We start from the raw sequence: 22,350 nt of genomic DNA, 5'->3' as shown, positions 1-22,350 counted from the left end.
GCGGATGCGAAGTCCAAGACCTACGGTGACGTCGACCCCGCGCTGACCTTTGTGTCGGTGCCTGCGGTCGGCAGCACGCTTGCCAACGGTGAGGTGGTAGGCTTCACCGGGGCGCTCGACAGGGCCGCGGGCGAAAATGTGGGCACCTATGCCATCAACCAGAACACGGTTGCCAACAGCAACTATGCGATAAGCTACACGGGTGCGCTGCTGACCATCAACCAGCTTGCAGTGACGGTGACAGCGGATGCGAAGTCCAAATTCTGTGGTCAAGTAGATCCTCCGCTGACCTATGTATCGGCTCCAGCAGTGGGAACTGTACTTGCCAATGGACAAATCATCAGTTTCACTGGTTCATTGACTAGAGTACTCGGAGAAGGTGTAGGAAGCTATGCGATTCAGCAGGCTACAGTTGCTAATAGTAATTATGCAATAACTTATGTCGGAGCTAATCTTGAAATAAATGGCGTAATCATCGACGCCTCGGCTAGCTCCACCCCAGTGCCTGTGGGACAGCCGGCAACATTGAGGGCAACCGTAACACCGAATGTCCCTGGGGTAAGCGTGACCTTTGTCTTGACAAATGATGCCAACGTAACGGTCTTCAGTCAGACTGTTCTGACAAACGCCTCTGGTGTCGCAACCGCCACCACAGGTAACCTGGGCGTACTCGGTGTGTACGAAGTGACTGCGACTGTGGGCAGTGGATGCGCATCATCCATCGCTTACATCCCTGTCTTCGATGCGAGTGGAAGCTTTGTAACGGGCGGTGGCTGGATCAATTCTCCAGCGGGGGCTTTGGTTGCCGATCCTACGATTGTTGGTAAAGCCAACTTTGGATTCGTGTCCAAATACAAGAAGGGCTCCACCCAGGTAGATGGCAATACAGAGTTCCAATTCCAAGCTGGAAGCCTGAACTTCAAGTCCACCATGCACGAGTCTGGATCCTTGGTAATTTCGGGTGGTAGGGCAACCTACAGAGGTACGGGAACCATCAATGGACAAAGCGGATTCAAGTTTGTGGTGGTAGCAATCGATGGACAGTGGAACGGCCAGAGCAACCCAGATAGATTTAGGATCAAGATCAGCACCACCGCGGGTGTCGTCGTCTACGACAACCAGATGGGTAGCGCCGAAAATACAGCCGATGCCACTATCCTGGGCAACAACGGTACCGGAGGCGGCTCGATTGTAATCCATGAGGTCAAGTCCAACGGCAAGAAACGCATCGCTGTTGATCTCCAAGAAGTCAACTGGAACACATCCAATGAAGATCTAGTGAAAGAGTTGGATCAGATGTCCAAGGGATGGTTTGAAGGTAGCTCAGTGGCCATGAGATGGAACATTGATGCCTATGACGGCATGAAGCCGGGCTTCTACCAAGTTGTGGGTGAGGTCATCTCCGGAAATCTCAGCGATCTGGAAGACATGGTCGAAATACCGGTGCTTGTCCGCGAGAAGCCATTGGCGACAGACATCCTTGCCACAGTGAAGGTAATTCCAGGCAATGTCGAAGTAGGACAGGTGTTCACCAAACTCATCACAGTGGATAAGGCGGATGATATCCATACTTACCAGGTAAGTGAGAATGACTACTTCGAACTGGTTGATGACCAATTGGTATGGAAGTCTTCTGCGACACCTGCTGAACTGAGAGTCACGGTGACATCCACCGACAGGACAGGACAGAGCATCGAACGTGAGTTGGTGTTCAGAAAAGGTGCTGGCAACAATGGCAACTTTGATATCCCTGCGGCTGCAAGTGTCAGCGAGGTGATTGTCCATCCAAACCCTGCAAGAGAGCAGTTTGCCAATGTTCAGGTCAGGCTGAGCCAGGCTGCCAAAGTCAATCTGAGGGTATATGATCCTCAAGGAAGGCTGGTTTATCAAGACGAGGCTTATGAAGAGAACAGCTTCATGAGAACCCTCGACCTGAAAGGCTACAGCAACGGTCTCTACATGATCCTCGTGCAGGTTGACAATCAGTTGATCACCAAGCGACTCATCAAAGAGTAAGACAAATCCGAAGTCCTCGATTGCAGGGCTGAGGGGAATGAAAAGGCCATCGTGGATTCTTTCCACGGTGGCCTTTTGTTTTCTTTGAATTTTGCCATCCTCGCCGTATTCGGGAAAGAGCGGTGCTCGCAAAGAAAATGAAGTTGCAAAGCACGCAGAAAAAAGGTTTCACGCAAAGAGGCCAGTGTACCAAAAATGACAATACCCGCCTCTCCCAAAGAAAATAAGGGTGCTAAGAACAGAAAAAAAACCTCGCCAAGACGCCAAGACGCCAGGATAGGCCACTGCCCACTGCGACTGCCACTTCCCACTGATCTTTTGCGCTCTTTGCACCTTCGCCGTCTTTGCGAGAAACTAATGCGCGCCAAGACGCCAAGCTAAGCCACTGCCCACTGCGACTGCTCCTGCCAACTGACCACTTACATTTGCGAGAAATATTCCGCGCTCTCTGCGAGAAAACCTCTTTGCCCTGAAAAATCCATCAATGGCTTTTGAATCCTTTGGTTTTGGTTTAATTTGCCCGAAAAGATCCATTCACATTTACCAATAAACCTATGCTGAAGACTTTGAAAACCTCTTTTGTCCTCTTGGGCTGTATGGCGGCCCTGCCGGTCCTGGCACAGCAGCAAGATATCAAGCTGCCCCCACAGGCGACGGAGTTTTGGGAACCTGTACCCAGAAAAGTGACGCCCGGCGCACAAAACCACATGCCACCCGATGATGCCATCGTCATCTTTGACGGCAAAAATCTCGACAACTTTGTCAGTGCCGCTTCCGGCGGTCCCGCAGAATGGACAGTCAGTAACGGCGCGATTACAGTCGTCCCAAGGAAAGGCGATATCCAAACGAAACAGGGCTTTGGCGATATGCAGCTGCACATCGAATGGGCCGCACCGACCGTCATCAAGGGTGAAGGACAGGGTAGGGGCAATTCGGGGATTTTCCTGATGGGCCTCTACGAAGTGCAAGTCTTGGATTCTTACGAAAGCCGCACCTATTCCAATGGGCAGGCGGCAAGTATCTACAAGCAGCATCCCCCTTTGGTCAATGCAACAAAGGCACCGGGAGAGTGGAATACCTATGATATTTTCTTTACTGCACCCAAGTTCAATGCCGACGGGATGTTGGTCGCCCCGGCTAGGGTAACGGTGGTCCATAACGGCATCCTTGTCCAGCACAATGCGGAAATCAAAGGTCCGACCGAATACATCGGCATCCCCAATTACAAAGCCCATGCCAACGAGCTCCCCATCAAACTCCAAGACCATGGGGATTTGGTGAGCTTTAGGAATATTTGGGTTAGAAAGCTGTAAAAGAAAAGCCCGCGAAAAGGCGGGCTTTTTCTTTGTACTAAGTACCAAGTACAATGTACCAAGTTAGAAGTACGAGGTTAGAAGGTAGAATTGCGAGGTTAGAGTCAGAGCTTGATTCGTACTTCCTACTTCGTAATTCGTACTTAGGTTTACTTCGTACTTAAGCTCATTTCAACCGATCCATCAAGCCCTCCTGATAGCTGACGCTGATGGGCACGAGTTTGTCGCCGACGGTGAGTTGGTGGCGTTCGATTTTTTGGATGTGTTGGGTGTTAACGATAAAGGAGCGGTGTGTTTTCACAAAACTGCTTGGCAGAATCTTTTCCACTTCCCCCAAAGTCATCCGGCTAAGGATTTTTTCCTTTGGTAATTGGAAATTGACATAGTTGCCGTTGGCTTCGCAAAAGAGCAGCTCCTCGAAATTGACCTTGACCTGTTCGTAGCCCGTTTTGATGAACATTGTACCGGCGGAGTTGCCGTTTTTCAGTTCATGCCATTCCAAGGCCTTTTGGCAGGCCTTGAGGAAGCGCCCGAGGTTGAAAGGTTTGAGCAGATAATCCCGGGCATCGAGTTCGAAGCTTTTTACTGCATGTTCCGAATAGGCCGTGGTAAACACGATCATGGTGTCCTTGGGCACGAGTGTGGCGAGTTCCATGCCGGAGATGTCGGGCATTTTGATATCCAGGAAAATCAGGTCCACGGGCTCGTTCTTGATAAATTCCAATGCCAGGATCGCATCCGTATAGACCGCCTTCAGGTCGAGAAATGGCACTTTGGCAGCATGGGACTTGATCACCTCAAGGGCCATCGGTTCGTCATCTATGGCTATCGCGCGGAGCATGTCAGGAGAGTTGGATGGTTAAATGTACAAAATATTCGACCTCGTTTTCGCGGATGACGAGCTCATGCTTGCCGGGATATTGGAGTTGGAGGCGCTGCTTCACGTTGTCGAGGCCGATGCCGGAAGCCTTGGATTCGGGGTCCTGTTCATCGCTTCGGTGGATACTGTTGTTGACATCGAGGTACACGACTCCATCGGTACAACGCAGGCTGATTTTGACCCAGGATTTTTTCTGGAAACTGATGCCGTGCTTGAAGGCATTTTCGACAAAGGGAATCAGTAGCATCGGCGCAATCTGCCCGCTACAGTTTTCATCGTTGTGGCGGAAATCGATGTCGATGTTGGGCTGCGACTTGATGCGCAGGACTTGCAGGTCGACGTAGTTGATCAGGTATTCCTTTTCCTTGGCGAGGGGGATTTTGTCCATGCTGTTTTCATGCAGCATAAAGCGCATCATGTCGCCGAGCTTTTGGATGCCTTCAGAGGTTCTTTCGGCGTTTTCCTGCAGGGCCGTACCATAGAGCGTGTTGAGGATATTGAAGAGGAAATGCGGGTTGATCTGCATCCGCAGGAGTGAGAGTTTGGCCGAACCTTCATCGACCCGGTAGCTGAGGGAGTGGATTTGACCGAGGAGGTGGTCATACTTCTTGAAAAACAGGTTGGAAAAAGGAAGTATCAAGCCTGCCACAGCAATCAATATAGCCAAGCCGAGTACCAACAATCCTTCGTTGTTATTTTCCGCCGCCAGGATGATGAAGAATATCACAATCGCAGCAATCAGTAAGGCATAGCTGGTATTGGCCAGTCTTTTTCTGTTTCGGAGGCGATTTCGGTAGATCAAGAAGTAATTGTACACCAAGATTCCGAATAAGGTTGGAATCGATACACTGTATACCGCCGGTATCCAATTGGGCACCACTTCCTGAAGGCCGAACAAAAACAACATGGAGAAGGCGAAGATCGTCCCCAATTTGATGAGATTGTAAGCCATAAAATCCTTGGTTTCGGACCTTGGAAAAATCTGCTCGAGCACATCGCCGAGAAGCAGGTAGCCAATGTACAATCCCACGGAACTGAAGTAATATGGCACTGCGAAGCTTAGCATAATCTCGCCCATCAAGGAAAATGCCCCGACCAACACGAAGGACACCAACAGTATCACGAAGGAAAGGAGGTAGTGCATGGACTTGCTCTTTCTTGTTTCCTTTTTGGGAATCAACAATTGATGGTGCAGGAAAAAGGCCAAATACAAGACTGTTGGTATCAGGATTTTGGCGAAATATTCAGCCAGTTCCCTGTTGTTCGGATCGAAGTAATAGAAGTTGGTCTGGAAGATGTTGGCGAGGATGATCGTGACAAAGAGGACGGTCATCACCCACCATTCGATTTGTCTAAAGGGTAAGGGGCGTTCTTTCATGGCTGCTTGGTGGATAGGGTAGTAATAGTTGGTTTAGGATTCAAATTTTCTTGTTGTTTCTTTTGGGCTTGGTATTCCCAAAGTTGGTACAGCAAAGCCACAAATATCAGGATTAGGAATGTCTTTTTGCTTTTCATGGAAATCCGCTGGTTTCTATGCTACAAGAATAGTCCAGTCCATGCTGACACGAAAAAAAATGGGATGAATTGGGTGGTAAATGGGGTGGAATTTGGGAAGGAGGGAATTATGAATTATGAATGAAAAATGATGAATGGGGGAAAAGGGGATTGGGGATGAGGGTCGGGAATTAATAATTATCAATTGTGAATTATGAATTGAAGATGGGGATTGGGAAAAAAGGGATTGGGGATGATGGGAAGTTGAAAATTTTGGAGGTCGCGTTTAAGTTTTTGATCAAAAGTGTATCCCGAATCATTTTGACCCGTCGACCTCATTCCAAATCCCGGAGGGATTGAATACCGAAAGGTTATTTGCCCCGGATGCCAATCCGGAGGTTATAAATGATATGGGCAGACAGGCCTTCCAACCACGAAAGTGGTTGAATTCAACCCCATTTGGGGTTAGGAACTTTGAAAGCCATTACTTTTCTGTATTCCTCCGGGTTGCACCCGGGGTAATTACCACTCTGTGGATTCAATCCCTTCGGGACTGTGATCCATTTCTAGCAACCTTTTTTCTACCTAGGATTAGCGATTACTCTCCATGATTTCCCGGATCTTTTGGATGGCGGGGGCATAGGTCTCAATGCCGTGCGCGACGTTTGGATAGACTTTTATTTCCTTGAGGTTTTTGATATGCAGCTTGGCATTGTCGATTGATTTTTGGAAGGGGAAAAGCAGGTCCTTATCACCCAAAAGTACGTACACAGGTGTCTCGGTCTTCCCCAATTCCGCGCCCATGTAATAGGGTTTTTGGGTATTGTCCTTGTACCGCGAGATCGCAAACACCTCATAGTCCACCAACATCCGTTCTGCGAAAGCCGACATTTGGTGTGTTGGCTTGCAGAAAATGGCCTTGTCCAAAAACAGGGAAACGTTTTTCCTGCTTGGTTTGACAATCGGGAGGATGTTGTAATACAGGTTCTTGATTCCCAAGGAAAAAGGCTGCAGGCAACCGGGATTGAGTAAAATCGCGGATCTAACCCTTTGCGGCGCCACGATGGCGAGCTTCATGCAAATCAATCCCCCAAAGGAAGCACCTGCAACATGGGCTTTTTGGATACCCAATTGGTCCAACACTTCCGCTGCCCAGTGGCCATAATCGAGGGACTTGATGTCCGGTGTCGCGCCCTCACTGAGGTTGGGGAGGCCATTGGTTTCGACCAGGAAGATGCGCACATTTGTGCCAAGCTGGTCCAGGCCCCTATCAAAATCCCAAATCAGGGAAGTAGTCCGCGCACCGGGGAAGATCACCAAAGTCGGATCGCTTCTTTGACCTGTATTCAAGCCCCAAACGACGGTGGTTCCGAGTGCGGTTTTGAGCTCAAACCGTTCGTATTTTCGGCCATTATGGGCTTCGAGCTTTGCTACCCAAGATTCAAACTCGGCTCTGTCCCGTGACTCGTTTTTGAAAAAAGACCTGCTGTGGATTTTCATGGGAATGTAGGGGAATGCGTTTCTCCAATGATCCAAATGTAGCATCCGGCCCGTTTAGAAGGATCGAAAAAGTGGTTTATTTTCTGATTTCCGAGGAATCCATAACTTCTTGCAAGCGCGTCCAACAAAAAGTGCCAGCACCTCGTTCGATGCTGACACATTTATGGGCAAATCCAATTGATCTGTTAAATTTTTCGGAGCGATTCTGCCATCCATTATGGCCCAAGCGAAGCCGATTACTTCATGATGACAGCAGGAAGGTTTTGGGCCTTGAATTTTTGATTGTACTCAACGATGTCTTTTTCGATGAGCTGATTCATCGCCGTCTTGTAACCTGCCCATTCCTTGTCCAGATCCTGCAATCGTTGTTTGGCACCGGCGGTGAGTCTTGGGTCGTGCACGTCCACTGCTGCCCTCAGATCAAAGTACTGCGCATTGAGTTGGCTGGGGAAGTTGATGACGTCCTGGAAGCTTTTTTGGCGTGTTTCCACCAGTTTGGCCTCCCAGTCCACCAACTTTTGGATCAGGTCTTGGCCAGCCTGGTACAGGGCCTTGGCCTCTTCTTTGTCCTTCAGCAGGGCGTTATGGTGTTCGATTTGGCTTTTCACCTTGCGCATATCGATGACGGATTGGTGGATTTCGGTCAGTGACTTTGCTGCATTTTCCAACAAAGCCTGTTGGGCAGCCCAATCCTGCGCACTGATATTCTTGAGGTTGGGATCCTGGCGCAAGTCGATTTCCGCTTCGGCAACGGCGCCTTTGAAAGTCAGCCTTGCCTTGTACTTCCCGGGTGCCCTGCGGTGTCCGCTGTAGTCCCCGTACACAAAGGCATTGGGTATTGCCAAGAGCGTTTCGCCCCTAAAGTCCCAAGCAAAACGGTTGATGCCTTTCTTGGTGGGAATCACCTGTGCCGGTGCGGGGCCGCCAGGGAAGGGCTTGAATTCCTCGTCCTTGATCGATGAATAGGTTCGGATAACCTTCCCGGAAGCATCGAGAATTTCCAATTTCACCTCCAAGCTGTCTGCTGCCTCAGGCAGGTAATAATCCAAAATCACTCCTGGGATGGGGTTTTTTCCGATACCTGGAGGGACGTCCATCCAGGAAGGCGTATAGCCCTCATACTTGTAGGTAGGTTTTGGGGTAAAGACTTGGAGGCCCGCAAAATTCCCCTTCGACTGTTGCAAGGCGCTGATATCATCCAATATCCAAAATGCCCGACCGGCGGTGGATATCACAAGGTCATTTTCTGCAAATGTGATATCGGTGACGGGGACAATCGGCAGGTTTAACTGGAGCTTTTGCCAGTTGGTACCGCCATTGAAGGAGACATAGAAACCGCGCTCCGCTCCGGCGTACAGCAGGTCCTTTACTTTCCGGTCTTCCCGTATGACCTTGATGAAGTCATCTTTCTCCACGCCAGCATCTATTTTGGTCCAGGTTTTTCCGTAGTCGGTGGTCTTGAATGACATATTGGAATAGTCATTGAATTTGTAGCGGGTGGCAGCGATAAAGGCAGTGCCCTTGTCGTGCGGCGAAACCTCTATCGATTGGATCAGGCTTTCGGGAAGTCCGGCGGGTGTGATGTTTTGCCAGGTCTTTCCTCCGTCCTTGGTAATGTGTACCAGTCCGCAATCGCTTCCAGTGTAGATCACGCCTTGTTCATGCACGGATTCGATGACATAGCTCAAGGTGTTGTAATTTTCACCGCCTGCGCCTTCATTGGTGATGGGCGCTCCTCCGGGTCCCTGTTTTGATGAGTCATTGCGGGTAAGATCGGGGCTGATTTCCTCCCAAGAGAGTCCGCCGTTGGTGGTTTTGAACAGGATATTGCCGCCATGGTAGATGGTGCTGTAATCATGTGGGGAAGCAATCAGAGGGGCGTTCCAGTTAAAGCGGTACTTCATGTCCTTGGCATCGTAGGCGAGGATATTGGCCGGATACTGCCTGATGTCCTTGACGTGGCCATCTGCCGTATTGAGGACATCGATGATCCCTTGATAGCAACCGCCGTAGAGCAGCACGGGGTTGTTCGGGTCAAAAGCGACAAAGGCGGATTCGCAGCCGGGGCCAATCGACCAGTCTTTGTCCGTAAGGCCAATGAAATTGTTTCGGCTGGCAATGATCACAGAGGTATTGTCTTGTTGCCCTCCATATACCTTGTAGGGAAATACGGCGTCGGTGATGACCCGGTAGAACTGGGAGGTGGGCTGATTGTCCTGGGTAGACCAACTCTTGGCTCCGTCATAAGTGATTTCGGCACCGCCGTCATCTCCCAAGATCATATTGTTGGGATATTTGGGGTTGATCCAAAGATCATGGGTATCGATATGCCTCACGGGCACTACGCTGAAGTTTTTACCTCCATCAATCGACTTGGTCAGGGGTGAATTGAGGACATAGACCACATCGGCGTTGACAGGATCGGCCTCGACTTCGGTATAATACCACGAGCGCGAGGTCAGCAGTGCGTTGTTGGTCATATGGGCCCAGGTATCGCCCCCGTTGTCAGAGCGGTACAGGCCGGCCACTGATTTTTCGGCTTCAATGATTGCATAGACCCTTTGCGGATTTGCGCGGGACACACTCACGCCGATTTTTCCCATTTCAGCGGGAAGGCCTGTATTGATCTTGGACCAAGTATCTCCACCGTCTACCGATTTCCAGATACTACAGCCTGGTCCGCCACTTTGCACCTGCCAAGGCAACCTGCGGTGTTCCCAAGTCGCGGCATACAGGATTCTGGGATTGGTGAAGTCCATACTCAGGGAGGCAGCCCCCGTGTTGGCGTCGACGAACAGGACCTTTTGCCAGGTATTCCCGCCATCCGTGCTTTTGAAAATTCCCCGGTCCTCGTTCGGACCGTGGGCGGTTCCTTGGGCTGCCACGAATACAATCTCAGGATTGGAGGGGTGGACGACCACGTCGGAAATATGGCGGGTTTTTTCCAAGCCGACATTTTTCCAGGTTTTACCCCCGTCCGTGGACTTGTAGACACCATCCCCATAGGAAGTCATGACGCCGCGGATGGCATGTTCGCCCATGCCGACATAGATGACGTTGGGGTCGGCCTCACTGACGGCGATGGCGCCGACGGATCCCGTCTTGAAGAAACCGTCTGAAATGTTGTGCCAAGAGATGCCCGCATCGATGGTTTTCCAAAGGCCTCCGCCGGTGTACCCGGCAAAAAAGACTTGGTCATTACCGGGTAAACCTGAAACGGCGTTGGCTCTGCCGCCCCGAAAGGGGCCGATATTGCGCCACTTCAGACCTTCGAAAATCGTGGCGTCAAATGTGGGTGGCGGTGGCGCGGCGGTTTTCCCTCTCTGCGCAAAAACATAGAGGGACATGAACAGCATCATGCCGAGAAAAAAGCATTTTTTCATGGGTTGGAGGTTTGGTTGACTTTATCTCTGAATTTGGGGAAAAAAACCAAGATTCGCTATGCTGCATACCCCTTGCCGGAAAATTATTCGAACGCCAATCCATGCAGGGTGCGCAATACCCTGACAGCGAAACAAGGGACGCTAGTTTTTAAAAATCAACCAAAATGAAAAACCCCTATTCCGCTTCTTGCAGGAACAGGGGTTTTGGAGCGTCAGATATGTTTTCTAGGATCACTTCCCGGCCTTGGCGCTGAGAAATCCATTTACATCCAGCCAATGGACAAAGGCGTCAAACCACTTATTGCTCGTGCGGTTGGGATTGCCCAGTCCGAAGCCGTGACCGCCGTTTTGGTAGAGGTGAAATTCCACGGGTTTGCCCGCTTTGAACCAAGATTCAATGACACCAAACTGTCCGCGGAAAAGAAAATCATCCGTGGCAATGACATTGAACATAGGGGGAGCATCTTGAGGAACTTCCACCGGACCCATTCCACCGTATATCGGGCCGATAAAGGCCAGCTTCATGGTTTTTGAATGCAAGGTGGAATGCATCGTCAGTCCGGCACCGGCCGAAAAACCGATCATCCCGATTCTGTTGGTATCCACGCCCCATTCCTTGGCACGATCGACGATCATGGCATAAGCAGCCTCGGCATCTGCGAGTTGGTTGGAAAGGTCCCGCTGTGGGGGTGGGGGCGGAGTAGGGGTTCCTTTGGATGGATCAGCAGCAGGGGGAGGAGTTGGTCGCGGACGGTTCATCCAAGCTGAAAAATCCTCCAAAGAGGCAGGCGTTGGATTGAGGCGATACTTCAGCACAAAAGCCGCAATGCCCTGTTTGGCAAGTGCTTCTGCGACTTCCCAACCTTCATTACCCATAGACAACCAACTAAAACCGCCTCCAGGCGCGACGATGACGGCAGTGCCATTGGCTTTGCCCGGCTCGGGGAGGAATGGAGTCAGGGTTGCGGTCGAAATGTTGCGTGCCATGGGGTCACCCCACTGGCGAAACCATGTTTCGGGGGATGTTTGTCCTTCGACTCCGCCTGAGCCAAGTAAAATGGCGTTGGGTTCTTTGGGGGCTTCGAGTGGATAGATGGTCCCGTCCTGTGCGATTGCGGAAGCGGTGACGGTACAAAGCATTGCCAAAAAGGCTGTCTTTTTGAGGTTCATAGGCTAGAGGGTTTAATTGTTGGTTGCGGATTGAAAATAAAGATATACAATCACTTTTCGATTCCCATTCGGTGGGATTTACGTGTACGGTAGACATACCCACTTCAAATAGCAAAAAGCCTCTTTCCTTGGCTTCAATCAAAGCGTCTTATCGCACCTTTTGACTCCAGATGTGCTCTTTAATCAACTCACATTCAAACGATAAGTATCCAATGAACTGGCCTTTATTTTGAATTCCCTACAGTCTTGGCAATGATCTTTTCCGCGTGTTTGGCATCCTTGAGGTTGATGGTTGCACCAGGATTTTTCATCATGTCCTGATAGGTGAGTTTGTCGATTTCCGCAAAAAGGTATTCGTCAATCTTGAAATCCCCGTTTTTGAATCCAGGTTTTGCCATCACGTATCCCAAACCGTAGTCGGTATCAAGTACGCCCACTTCGAGGGTATCGGAGTGTTTTTTGATCAGGTACACGATTGCCTTCCAAACGTCACCGCACCACTCGTGCTTCCAGCCTTTGATGTTCTTTTGCTCTTCCTTGCTTGGGAAAAACTCAGAGGGATAGGCTGCTGCTTCGTCGGGTGGATAGCAGTCGTGCATGAGGATAAGTCCTTTGGGGTTGAAATATTTGAGGGTGTTCAGCACGTCGCTGAGAGAAGTCCGGTAATTGTGCAGCCCATCGACAAGGATTACATCCAATGGCCCGAATTTCTTTAGAAATTCCCCTCTTTTGTTGAAAAACGCATCGCTTGTCTCCTCAAAATACGTGTTGTTGCGGTTTGCAGGCCATTTGGCGAGCCAATGCAGCTTTCTCGTGATTGGTATGATGAAGTTTGGATCCACGGCGATTTTGCGCTCGGCACGGATGGGTAGGAAGGATTTCCCCTTGTGGCAGCCTATTTCGAGATAGTTGGTGAAGGGTGTTTTGCTGAAGATTTCTTGGATAATCTGAATGCGGTCCATGGAGTTTGAGGTTGGTACTTCTTAAATACATTAACCTTCAAACTTAGGGATTTCTGTACAATTCATCATCAAAATCGGTCATTTCGGATATAAAATAATCTTGATTTATTACAAAAAGGACTTTCAAGCAAGCCCATTGATTCAATAAATTGACGGAAAACCAATCAAAAAATCTTCAGCTATTCACATCTCAAATCGTCCATTTAGGGCTCGTGATTTGGGATAAGTCTATTTTCTACCATCAAATTGACCCAATGGGGCCGAAAAATAGTGAATCTCTGCAAAGATCCTTTTTTCCATCTCCAAAGGACAAGGCCCGAGTCAGGTACAAAAACATGGTCTGTGGGGATAAAGACCATAAGCGGAGAATGAAATTCATTTCTTTTCCAGACGTGTCGAATGCAAGACATCCAACCTCCATCTCCCTTTTTCCTTTACCAAGATGACCGTTTCCATCCAATAATAAGCTTCGGTTTTTCCGTTGCGGGTTATGTCTGATTTGAGGTAATAGGTGACCCAAGCCGCGTTTCCGCTTTGTTTGGTTTGGACATAATCAAAGCTGTCGACACGGTGGAAACCGGGTGTCTCCGCAGATTTCAGGGCTATCTTTCTTACTCTTTCCATGTCCCAGGATTCACCGTACTCAAAGAAATGTACCTCATTTGTCAAAAGGTCCTTTAGCGCAGCCGTATCAGCCCGATTGAGCGCATCGAAAGTTTTCTCGATTACGTCATGCAACGGCTGGGCTTCATTGGCGGTTGTTTGCGCGAAGGCAGGTGCCGCTAGCATCACATTCAACAGCAGTAGAAAAAGGAATCGGAGGGCGGGGATGTTCATGAAAATGGTTTTTGTGGAAGATACGGATTATTCGGTTTGGGTAATGAACAGCCGGCAGCAAACCATCCCAAGTTGTAAAGATGTGCGTCCGAAAAACCGCTTGTTTTCTCCAGCAATAAAATCGTCTCCTAGGACTCGCGATTCATATCGGATTCGTTTTTTCTACAATAAAATCGCCCATTTGTGGCTACGATTTCCCAAATCTAAACAAGGTGCCTGATGTCGAAACCTCTCCAATTTACCATTCATAAAGGCTCGAAAACAGATAGAAAAAGCATGGACTGTGCAAACACAAACGACGTGGGGATAGATGCTATGAATGCAGAAAACCACTGACCCATTGCTGTACCTCCCCATGTTCTTCCTCTTGGGAAAATGTCCGCAGGACGACAGCTTCAAGACGGAGGAATTTGAAAATCTCGAGACGAACTTCTCCAGATGATGGGGCTTGACGGCAGGATCCTTCATCCCCCAAATGAAAAGCGTGTGTTTGTCGGAGATCAAATGCCGCTTTTTCCGAAGTTCTTTAAACCAGACCTGAAATGCGGCAAGAGAAATCCTGGACCGATTCCAGAGTTTCTATCCACATGGCGACATGGATTGTTTTCATCAGAATCAGTTGTTGTCGTTTCGAAAGTGAAGCAGGCGCTGAAGCTGAATCCTGGCGCGGCTAAGCTGGGACTTCGAGGTGCTTTCGGAGATCTCCAGCTTTTGTCCGATCTCCTCATGGCTCAATCCCTCCAAGGCAAACAGTTCAAAAACCTGCCGATACCCTTTGGGTAAGTGTTGAAGCATTTTCCGCAAATCCTCCCAGTCGAGGTGATCGCTCGGCCCCGCTTGGTTGGCTTCGGGATAGATGCTTTCCAGGCCGATTTCACGGTAGAGGTTTCGTTGTTTTTCCAGGTGCATCAAGCATTCATTGACGACGATCCTTCTGATCCATCCCTCAAAACTTCCCGTTTGCTTGAATTGGTCGATGCGCGAAAACACTTTTCTGAACGCTTCAAGCGCGACATCTTCGGCAGCCGCGTTGTTTTTGATGTAACGGAGGCAAAGTCCAAGCATCTTTGGATATAGCCTGTCAAACAGCTCGCGCTGCGTGCGCGGATTTTGGGCCAAGCAACCCAAAAAGAGTTGGTCGATCGGGAGTCGGCAAAGGTGGCTTCCCGAAGGTTGGTTTATTCTTGTGGTTTTCATAAAAGTTGGTTGGTGGGTTTTCAATAGTTGGTTTCATTTTCCGAAAAGGACAGTGTTTGATTGTGTTTCACGTCATACCCTTGCCAGAAGATGTGATCTGGGCATCACATGAATGTGTGGTTTTTTGGGCGAGGATCAAGGGACCATTTGCTGGCTGAGAGGCTGGTTTTGCCTTTTCTCCCTCCACGCAAACCGTCAAGGCCCAGATAAGAAGTGTGACTTTTGAAAAAGTTTTCATTGTCTTGATTATCAATAAGTACAGGACAAAATTGCATCAAAAAACGAGGCCTGTAAATCACATAAATGGGTGGAAAATAGTGGCTTATGGCTCCAAAAGTGAAAATGATGTGAGCCGGATCTTTGTAAAAAAAAGACCTGACAGGTTTCGGGTATCCTGTCAGGTCTAATCCATGCTGTTTTTTTCCGCTTAAACAATCTTATCCCTAAATGCCTTGGCTACCGCTTCACTTTTTGAGTTGACGTGGAGTTTTTCGTAGATCTTCTTGATGTGGGAGCGGACAGTATCCATGGCGATGAACATCTCGGCGGCGATCATTTTGTAGGAATAACCATTGACGAGCCATTGCAGCACTTCTTTTTCCCGGTCGGTGAGGTTATAGTCGTTTTCGACCGTAGGCTGAAGCTGCGAAAACATTTTCAGCACTTGAGCCGCAACGGAGGAAGTCATCGGTGCCCCACCGGTGGAAGCTTCTTGGATATATTCCAAAAGTTTGGCGGGAGGTGTTTTTTTCAGGATATAGCCATTTGCACCGCTTTTTAATGCTTCGAAGATGTTTTGATGGTCATCAAAGACTGTCAGCATCAGCACTTTGACCTGATCGTCTGTTTGGCGAATGATTTTCAATCCTTCCAATCCATTGACTCCCGGCATGTCGATGTCCATCAGGACGACATCCGGGCGGAAAGTCCTGATTTCTTCGGCTACGTTTGTACAGTTCTTGAATGCCGCCAACACGCTGAATCCCTCACTGCCGTCGATCAGCATGGTGAGCCCCTCTCGGAGTTGGGGATTGTCTTCGTATATCAGGAGCTTGATCATGGTTTTCACAGTTTAGCAATACAAAGGTAAGGTCATGCTGATACGCTATCAATCACATATTGAGGTGGTTTTGTCAGAGATGTACCCGGAGCGTCAGTTCGGTGCCCTTTTCGGCTTCAGTTTTGATTTCCAAGTTACCCCCGAGATTGGAAGCTCTTTTTTTCATGTTTTCCAATCCGTTGCCTTCGTCTATTTCCGCCATATCAAAGCCTTTTCCATAATCCCTGATCCGCATGGTAAAGAGGTGTCCCTCCAAGCCAAAGGAGATGAACACCCGGGCTGCCCCAGAGTATTTGGCCGCGTTGTTGATTCCTTCCTTGAAGATCAAAAACAAATCCCTTCTCGCGTCCATGCTCAGTTTCATACCCAAGATCCGGTCGTCCACCTCCATGGAAAACACGATGTCTTTGCCCTCGAGCACTTGATTGGCAAATTCCCGCATGCGGGCGATGAGCTTTTCCATGGAATCATTCTGTGGCTTGATGCTCCACACGATGTCGTCCATGGATTCCATCATCCGTTGGCTGTTTTCCGAGATTTTGGAAATGTACTCGCTGGTTTTGGCAGGATCGGTTCCGAGTTTGGTTTTGGCCATGGAGCTCAGGATATTGATCGTGCTGAGGGTGGACCCCATGTCATCATGCAGGTCACGTGCCAATCGACTTCGAAGTTTGACTACTGCCAAAATGCGGTTGACATTCATACGATAGATCAGCGCCACGATCCCCAAAAACAGCAATCCCAAAAATGCCTTGAACCACCAAGTCTGCACCAGGCTGGGTTTGATCTCAAAGGCATAAACGGCAGGTTCTGAATAAACTCCCGATTCATTGATGCTTCTCACTTCAAATTGGTATTCTCCAGGGGGAAGTAGGGAATAGACCGCTTGGAAATTGCTTTTTGCACTGATCCAATCGGGGTCGGCGCCCACCAATCGATATTGATAGGAGAATCTGTCTTGTTTGGAAAAATTGAGGATATTAAAATCAAAAGTGAGGCTGTTTTCCTGGGAAGTGAATTCCCGTCTCATTTCAGGTAAAGATCCATCTCCTATATATAGTCCGAAAAGTTCGATGCCGGTAATCGTCGGGACGGGAGGGGGGAGGTTTCGGGCAAATTGCATAGGGTCAAAAATGATGATCCCGTTGTTGCTCACAAAGGCCAATTCCCCATTTGCGAATCGGGTCCCACTTCGGCCGTCATTTGGGATGTTTGAAAAAAAATGATTCTTGCCGAACGAATAGAATGTATTGGTTTTGACATCAAATCTGGTCAATCCATTGGGTGTATAAATCCAAACCAATCCATCCGCATCCATTTCCAAACCGAAAATCGTGTTGCTGAGCATTCCGTCGGAGTAGGAGAAGACTTCGTTTTTGCCCGTGCGGGTGTTGAATTTGTTCAGCAGTTCGTAGCCGATCAGGAAAATGCTGTCATTTACCTGCAGGAGTTGCTCGTTGTTGTTGGAATTCAGGATGGAATTATCCAGGTGTCTTAGGATTTTTCCTTCTTCAAGATCAAGTTCGTAAACGCCTTCGTTGGTGGTAGTCACCCAGAGATGTTGGTCTTTGCTGATGAGTATTTTTGGAATTCTTCCCTGGAATCTGCGGTACCTGCGAAATCCCTCCTCGTCGATTCCTTTGCCTTCGTATTTGATGATACTCCCACTTTGGGTTCCAAACCACAAGTTTCCTTCGGCATCCTCGGCAATTGTTCGGATGGTAGATCCCTCAAAGGCCTCTGGATAAAAGTAGTGAACCTTTTTTGAATCAAGCTCAATGACTTGGATCAGTCCTTTTTGAAGTGCAACCCATACCACTTGGCGTTTTTTGTCATGGTGCAGGTCCCAAACCTGATAGGTCTCGATGGCATCTGGCAACCCCTTGTATATCCACTTTGAGTCCAACTCTCCAGTCAAGGGCTTAAGGATTCCGATGCCTTTGCCCCAACTACCCAGCCATACGCTAGTATCTCCGCGGTGGATGACTTCCTCCACGGCCTGGTATTCAAAGTTGCCGTCTTGCGTGCTGCGCTCTTGAAAATATATGCTCGGCGTGTCAAAATGCAGAAAGTAAAGCCCCGCGTCCGTAGCCATCCAAATGCCGCCTGCATCATCCCATATCAGTTTGGTGATCTTGTCGAACCGGATATCACTCTGAATGAGTGGGGTAAAGGTTTTTGATCTTCGGTCATAGCTCGCCAGGGTCTGAATCCCATACCTCCAGATTTCTCCATTGGGCAATTCCAAGTGGCCATAGGCTTCCTGATAGTTGGTGTTTGGGGGAGAAATCTCGCTTTTGTGGTTTCGCCATATTTTGGTCAGGGGATCGTAGGAGAGCAGCCTTTCATCGGGTGACCAATAATTGACCCAAAAGATGCTCTCAGAGTCTTCATATACATTGAACACATAGGTCAAATCAGGTTTTTTGAGCACTTCCAGTCCCAAGGGATTCGAGGCGTGGGTGTAGATTTCCCCACTTTTCGGATCATACACACTGATCCCTTCGATGTTGCTGACCCAATACAGCCCCCTTTTGTCTTCAAATATGGACCTCGGTCTCCAACCGTCCGGCACTTTTACCGGTAGGTTTTGATCGGTGATTTTGCCCTTTTTTTGATCTATCCAGAGGAGCTTGTTGTTGTTCAGGATCACAAACAGGTTTCCCTTTCTGTCCATCCAAAGGGATTCGCCCTGAAATCGGTTTTCGTTTTTTTCAAATGGCACTGGGGTAAACTCCTGTTTTTCGGGAATATAGCTGCCGTATTGATCGCCTACCCGCAGCCACATTTTTTCGTGCCGGTCCACCAAAATCTCAGATACCGATTGTGCGGGTTGGCGACCTTGGGGAGTATCGATCTGATAGCTCATAAACTTGCGCCCGTCGAAACGCTGCAATCCATTGGAACTCCCGATCCAAAGGTAATTGTGCTTGTCTTTGAATACCGTCAAGACCTGGTTGGAAGCCAAACCATCCGATGTCCTCAAATTGGTCACATAAAACCGTTTGGTCTCCGCATGGAGATGCCAGCAGCTGATCGTCAGGAGAAGAAGTAAGAGCCCTTTTTTCATTTTGTTAAGCTAAAAATAGGCATTTGGGGATGAAAATTGCGCTTAATTTTCCCCCAAATCACATCATTATGTGGGTGAAGACAAAGCAACCTCAGAGCCGACAGCCCCATCTGGGAAGTAGAAAAACAAGAAATCAATTTTCATTTAACTCAGACGACTATGAAAAAACTACTCACATTTATTCTTGGGCTGCAGGCATTTTCGCCACAATCTCCGGCCCAAACGCTCAATCCCGATCAGCTCAAGGAAGATTTGGGAATCTTTAGGGATGCCCTTGAGCGCTTCCATCCAGAAATGTACCGATATACGGATGAGGCTGGCTTTCAGGTCATTTTCTCTGATATCGAACGCCAACTTGACCGGCCTATGGATCAGTTGGAATTTTATCAGACCATGCGTCCCGCCCTAGCGGCCTTGAAAGACGGCCATATCAAATGGATAATCCAAGGCGAAGACCAGCACTATGGGGCTTTTACATCTGGCCTTTTTCCCCTGCAACTCCATTTTGAGGCGGAAAAAGTGAAAGTTCTTACTCATTTCGGTGGCGAAAACGTTCCGGTCCTCGCCGAAGTAGTCAGTATCAACGGTAGGCCGATTGCCTCCATCAAAGATGCGATATGGAAAAGACTGAGCTTTGGGGATGGAGACAGCGATGGGGGAAAGAGATTCCAGCTCAACCGCTACTTTTCGGCCCTTCATGCCTTTGAATATGGCCTGAATGAAAGCTATGAAGTGGAATTGCTCCACGATGGGAAGCTCCAAATCTGGAAGGGAAATGGCGTGGAAAAGGACCAAATAGAGGCAAGCTTCAAGACCGAAGACACCCCTTTTTCCTTTCGCATGACCAATGGCTGGACGGGAATCATGAAGATCAACCGCTTTTTCTCCTACAAGCATGAGCCTGATTTCAAGCGGTTTTTGAGAAACTCATTCAAATCACTCGAAGAAGAAAACATCTGCAACCTGATTCTTGACCTGCGGGGAAATGAAGGAGGATTTGAAAAGCTGGGGATAGAACTGTACCGTTACCTCGCCCAAGATCAATTTGAATACTACGACTATGTAACGACAAGGAGAAATCAGAAAACAGACTATCCAAGCCATACTTCCAAGATTTTCCGTATGCTGAATTCATTTTCAAAGGAGAAAGATGGAGTCTTCCGATTCACCAAAGCTCCCGGGCTGAAAACCTACAAATCCCACAAGAACCGATTTGATGGCAATCTGATCGTGTTGCTGGATGGGCAGAGTTTCTCGGTGACGACGGAGTTATCTGCCCGAGTCCAGGCAGATGGACGGGCGCATTTTGTTGGGGAAGAAACTGCCGGAGGAGCGGAAATCAACAGCAGCGGATTTTTCACCATCGTCACCCTGCCGCATTCCAAGATTGATCTTGGAATTCCCCGGCTGGGATTCCATATGGCAAACCTGAATCCGGCAATGCCTAGGGACCGCGGGATTTTACCCAATCATCCCATCGTGCCCACTGCGGCAGATATCGTCAATGGAAAGGACCCTGTGATGGAAAAAGCACTTGAACTGGTCGTCAGACCCAACCACTAAACCAAAAATTATGAACAGACTATTGAAAAACTTACTGGCAGCGGGATGCTTGCTGGGAGGAACCACCTTGGGATTTTCGCAGAACAAAGCGGAGCATTCAGGTGCCGAATTGACAGTATCTTATTTGAGGGGAACGCAGAAACTGCATGATTTGCAGGCATCGCCGATGATGTACTTCACCGATTATAACGGCATCAATCTGGACTACAAGCGGATGAAGGGCCGCAATCGCTGGGAGTTTGGCTTGGAAGCCAAAACAGGATCCATGATCGCTCCGGCATTGGGAACGCGGGAATTTCAGTTTGGGGAAGGAGGAGAGGGATTTCTCCTTATTCCCACGCAGTATTTCGGGGAGATCAGGGCCGGCTATCAGCGGGGGTTGATTCAAAATGAAAAACAGGAAACCTATCTCGGTGTCAATCTTCGCAATCAGATTCACTATGCCGATGGATTGGCCATGAATACCTGGGCGATGAATTTGTTGGGATTGGGGGTCAGGTATACCCACCTGCTCAGATTGGGAACAAAGCATCAGATTCTTGGCGATTTCCAACTCCCCATTTTCGCCTTTGTCGCAAGGATGCCCTTCAGCAACGTGGTTTCGCAACCCGAAACGTCCCAATTCAAGTCCTTTATGTCCGGAAGTACATTCACCTCCGTCCACCAATTTCAGCAACCTGAAATCCGCATTGCGTATCGATACCACCTAGCCCGTCGAAGCAGCCTTGAGCTGGGTTATTCCTATGAATGGCTGCATTATTCCAAGCCCCAAACCATCAAGAAATCCAACCATGAGTTGGGTCTTTCCTGGGTTTACTATTTTCAATTTTCCCCAGCAAACTAACACGCCATGAAACGATTAATCAAAACTTCTCTATTCGCCAGCCTTTTCGTCTGTGGACTTGGTCTGGTTTCCTGCAACGAACTCATGCTGGGCGAAGAACCAAGCCAGGGCCCTGTCTCTACATTCGAGTATCTTTGGTCGACTTTTGATGACCATTATGGGCTTTTTGAAGTGAAGCAATTGGACTGGGATGAAGTCCATGCCGAATTTTCAACGAAAGTGAATGACCAAATGGGCGCTGATGAGCTCTTTGACCTCTTCTCCGAAATGCTTTCCCGCCTCAACGACGGCCACGTATGGATGGTCAAACCCAATCCGGGTTTCCGCCGATTTGACAGTGGGCCGAGTTTTCCCGATGGGACTTTTGATTTGGACCTGATTCGGGAAAGCCTTTCCGAAGAGACGTTTTTTGGTCCCGCTGACAATCCTCTGGTGCTGTTTGGCAAATTCAAAAACACCAATATTGGGTATCTGTATTTGGACCATTTGGGTCAAGCTCCGGGTTTCTATGAAGACCATATAAGTACCGCCTTGGCAGCTTTGGCGGGTACGGATGAATTGGTCTTTGATGCGCGGGGGATCGAGGGAGGCGATGACCGTTCTGCCCAAATAGTGGCCAGTTATTTTGCCGAGGAGAGAAAGCTATACATGAAGACCCGCTTCAAACAAAGCGCAAATCCGGGTGATTTTTCGGATTGGATACTTTGGCAATTGGCTCCGAGACCAGGTGCCTATACCAAGCCAGTAGTCCTGCTTACCGACCGGGGAACAGGCAGCGCGGGTGAGACCTTCACCTTGGCCATGCGCCAAAACGAAAACGTAGAGATCGTCGGCGACTTCACCTTTGGTGCCTTTTCAGACAATCCCAAATGGGAATTGCCAAACGGATGGATTGTTGCGATGAGTACTGGCGACTTCCGGGACCAAAGCGGTATTAGTTACGAAGGGATCGGATTGGAGCCGGATGAGGTCGTGATCAATACACCTGAGGAAGTGTCGAATGGTACAGACCGTGCTTTGATTCGTGCTTTGAGTATCTTGTTGGAAAATTAGTGGATCGT

Annotated in this window: 17 protein-coding genes; 5 read left to right on the top strand and 12 right to left on the bottom strand. The window is 48.9% G+C overall.

All coding sequences use genetic code 11. The features are described from left to right. The coding region (locus L0U89_RS08740) for an MBG domain-containing protein (RefSeq protein ID WP_234861188.1) at positions 1 to 2,016 on the top strand (2,016 nt) is incomplete at its 5' end. A 554-nt stretch (positions 2,017 to 2,570) separates the two neighbouring features. Beyond that, positions 2,571 to 3,329 carry a 3-keto-disaccharide hydrolase gene (locus tag L0U89_RS08735; protein WP_234861187.1) on the top strand — a complete coding sequence of 253 codons (759 nt, stop codon included), beginning with the start codon at positions 2,571 to 2,573 and terminating at the stop codon, positions 3,327 to 3,329. Positions 3,330 to 3,495: 166 nt separating this feature from the next. On the opposite strand, the gene L0U89_RS08730 is transcribed toward L0U89_RS08735, so the two are convergent. The 12 genes from L0U89_RS08730 to L0U89_RS08680 form a co-directional block, all read right to left on the bottom strand. After that, on the bottom strand, positions 3,496 to 4,170 hold the full coding sequence (locus L0U89_RS08730; protein WP_234861186.1) for a LytR/AlgR family response regulator transcription factor: 675 nt from the start codon (positions 4,168 to 4,170) through the stop codon (positions 3,496 to 3,498). Position 4,171: 1 nt separating this feature from the next. Next, the gene (locus tag L0U89_RS08725; protein WP_234861185.1) at positions 4,172 to 5,587 is read right to left on the bottom strand and encodes a sensor histidine kinase; all 1,416 of its coding nucleotides are present in this window, start codon (positions 5,585 to 5,587) and stop codon (positions 4,172 to 4,174) included. A gap of 707 nt (positions 5,588 to 6,294) precedes the next feature. Continuing rightward, positions 6,295 to 7,248, bottom strand: coding sequence for an alpha/beta fold hydrolase (locus tag L0U89_RS08720; RefSeq protein WP_234861184.1), 954 nt, complete (start codon positions 7,246 to 7,248; stop codon positions 6,295 to 6,297). 191 nt (positions 7,249 to 7,439) lie between these two features. After that, positions 7,440 to 10,586 (bottom strand): VPS10 domain-containing protein, encoded by a 3,147-nt coding sequence (locus L0U89_RS08715; RefSeq protein ID WP_234861183.1) that lies wholly within the window; start codon positions 10,584 to 10,586, stop codon positions 7,440 to 7,442. 231 nt (positions 10,587 to 10,817) lie between these two features. Next, on the bottom strand, positions 10,818 to 11,756 hold the full coding sequence (locus tag L0U89_RS08710; RefSeq protein WP_234861182.1) for an alpha/beta hydrolase: 939 nt from the start codon (positions 11,754 to 11,756) through the stop codon (positions 10,818 to 10,820). Between the two features lie 224 nt (positions 11,757 to 11,980). After that, positions 11,981 to 12,718, bottom strand: coding sequence for a class I SAM-dependent methyltransferase (locus L0U89_RS08705; protein WP_234861181.1), 738 nt, complete (start codon positions 12,716 to 12,718; stop codon positions 11,981 to 11,983). Positions 12,719 to 13,093: 375 nt separating this feature from the next. Next, the gene (locus L0U89_RS08700; protein ID WP_234861180.1) at positions 13,094 to 13,555 is read right to left on the bottom strand and encodes a nuclear transport factor 2 family protein; all 462 of its coding nucleotides are present in this window, start codon (positions 13,553 to 13,555) and stop codon (positions 13,094 to 13,096) included. A 162-nt stretch (positions 13,556 to 13,717) separates the two neighbouring features. After that, the gene (locus L0U89_RS20610; RefSeq protein ID WP_369413243.1) at positions 13,718 to 14,059 is read right to left on the bottom strand and encodes an alpha/beta fold hydrolase; all 342 of its coding nucleotides are present in this window, start codon (positions 14,057 to 14,059) and stop codon (positions 13,718 to 13,720) included. Between the two features lie 111 nt (positions 14,060 to 14,170). Beyond that, the gene (locus tag L0U89_RS08695; RefSeq protein WP_234861179.1) at positions 14,171 to 14,752 is read right to left on the bottom strand and encodes an RNA polymerase sigma factor; all 582 of its coding nucleotides are present in this window, start codon (positions 14,750 to 14,752) and stop codon (positions 14,171 to 14,173) included. A 67-nt stretch (positions 14,753 to 14,819) separates the two neighbouring features. Continuing rightward, on the bottom strand, positions 14,820 to 14,990 hold the full coding sequence (locus tag L0U89_RS08690) for a hypothetical protein (protein WP_234861178.1): 171 nt from the start codon (positions 14,988 to 14,990) through the stop codon (positions 14,820 to 14,822). A gap of 189 nt (positions 14,991 to 15,179) precedes the next feature. After that, positions 15,180 to 15,812 (bottom strand): response regulator, encoded by a 633-nt coding sequence (locus L0U89_RS08685; RefSeq protein ID WP_234861177.1) that lies wholly within the window; start codon positions 15,810 to 15,812, stop codon positions 15,180 to 15,182. Between the two features lie 73 nt (positions 15,813 to 15,885). Further along, positions 15,886 to 18,882, bottom strand: coding sequence for a sensor histidine kinase (locus L0U89_RS08680; protein ID WP_234861176.1), 2,997 nt, complete (start codon positions 18,880 to 18,882; stop codon positions 15,886 to 15,888). A 159-nt stretch (positions 18,883 to 19,041) separates the two neighbouring features. On the opposite strand from L0U89_RS08680, the gene L0U89_RS08675 reads away from it, so the two are divergent. From L0U89_RS08675 to L0U89_RS08665, 3 genes are read left to right on the top strand one after another with little or no spacing between them, the layout of a single operon-like run. Beyond that, positions 19,042 to 20,445, top strand: a complete 1,404-nt coding sequence (locus tag L0U89_RS08675; RefSeq protein ID WP_234861175.1) for a S41 family peptidase — start codon at positions 19,042 to 19,044, stop codon at positions 20,443 to 20,445. Between the two features lie 10 nt (positions 20,446 to 20,455). Continuing rightward, the gene (locus tag L0U89_RS08670) at positions 20,456 to 21,289 is read left to right on the top strand and encodes a hypothetical protein (RefSeq protein WP_234861174.1); all 834 of its coding nucleotides are present in this window, start codon (positions 20,456 to 20,458) and stop codon (positions 21,287 to 21,289) included. A gap of 6 nt (positions 21,290 to 21,295) precedes the next feature. Next, on the top strand, positions 21,296 to 22,342 hold the full coding sequence (locus L0U89_RS08665; protein ID WP_234861173.1) for a S41 family peptidase: 1,047 nt from the start codon (positions 21,296 to 21,298) through the stop codon (positions 22,340 to 22,342). Positions 22,343 to 22,350: the final 8 nt, after the last annotated feature.

The sequence above is a fragment of the Mariniradius sediminis genome (assembly GCF_021491425.1).
Lineage (GTDB): Bacteria > Bacteroidota > Bacteroidia > Cytophagales > Cyclobacteriaceae > Mariniradius > Mariniradius saccharolyticus.
This window is presented reverse-complemented; position numbering and strand designations above follow the sequence as displayed.

What these genes read in the sequence shown, in the direction of transcription:
- L0U89_RS08735 (WP_234861187.1), top strand. Translation starts at nt 2,571, where the DNA reads ATGCTGAAGACTTTGAAAACCTCTTTTGTCCTCTTGGGCTGTATGGCG.
- L0U89_RS08730 (WP_234861186.1), bottom strand. Translation starts at nt 4,170, where the DNA reads ATGCTCCGCGCGATAGCCATAGATGACGAACCGATGGCCCTTGAGGTG.
- L0U89_RS08725 (WP_234861185.1), bottom strand. Translation starts at nt 5,587, where the DNA reads ATGAAAGAACGCCCCTTACCCTTTAGACAAATCGAATGGTGGGTGATG.
- L0U89_RS08720 (WP_234861184.1), bottom strand. Translation starts at nt 7,248, where the DNA reads ATGCTACATTTGGATCATTGGAGAAACGCATTCCCCTACATTCCCATG.
- L0U89_RS08715 (WP_234861183.1), bottom strand. Translation starts at nt 10,586, where the DNA reads ATGAAAAAATGCTTTTTTCTCGGCATGATGCTGTTCATGTCCCTCTAT.
- L0U89_RS08710 (WP_234861182.1), bottom strand. Translation starts at nt 11,756, where the DNA reads ATGAACCTCAAAAAGACAGCCTTTTTGGCAATGCTTTGTACCGTCACC.
- L0U89_RS08705 (WP_234861181.1), bottom strand. Translation starts at nt 12,718, where the DNA reads ATGGACCGCATTCAGATTATCCAAGAAATCTTCAGCAAAACACCCTTC.
- L0U89_RS08700 (WP_234861180.1), bottom strand. Translation starts at nt 13,555, where the DNA reads ATGAACATCCCCGCCCTCCGATTCCTTTTTCTACTGCTGTTGAATGTG.
- L0U89_RS08695 (WP_234861179.1), bottom strand. Translation starts at nt 14,752, where the DNA reads ATGAAAACCACAAGAATAAACCAACCTTCGGGAAGCCACCTTTGCCGA.
- L0U89_RS08690 (WP_234861178.1), bottom strand. Translation starts at nt 14,990, where the DNA reads ATGAAAACTTTTTCAAAAGTCACACTTCTTATCTGGGCCTTGACGGTT.
- L0U89_RS08685 (WP_234861177.1), bottom strand. Translation starts at nt 15,812, where the DNA reads ATGATCAAGCTCCTGATATACGAAGACAATCCCCAACTCCGAGAGGGG.
- L0U89_RS08680 (WP_234861176.1), bottom strand. Translation starts at nt 18,882, where the DNA reads ATGAAAAAAGGGCTCTTACTTCTTCTCCTGACGATCAGCTGCTGGCAT.
- L0U89_RS08675 (WP_234861175.1), top strand. Translation starts at nt 19,042, where the DNA reads ATGAAAAAACTACTCACATTTATTCTTGGGCTGCAGGCATTTTCGCCA.
- L0U89_RS08670 (WP_234861174.1), top strand. Translation starts at nt 20,456, where the DNA reads ATGAACAGACTATTGAAAAACTTACTGGCAGCGGGATGCTTGCTGGGA.
- L0U89_RS08665 (WP_234861173.1), top strand. Translation starts at nt 21,296, where the DNA reads ATGAAACGATTAATCAAAACTTCTCTATTCGCCAGCCTTTTCGTCTGT.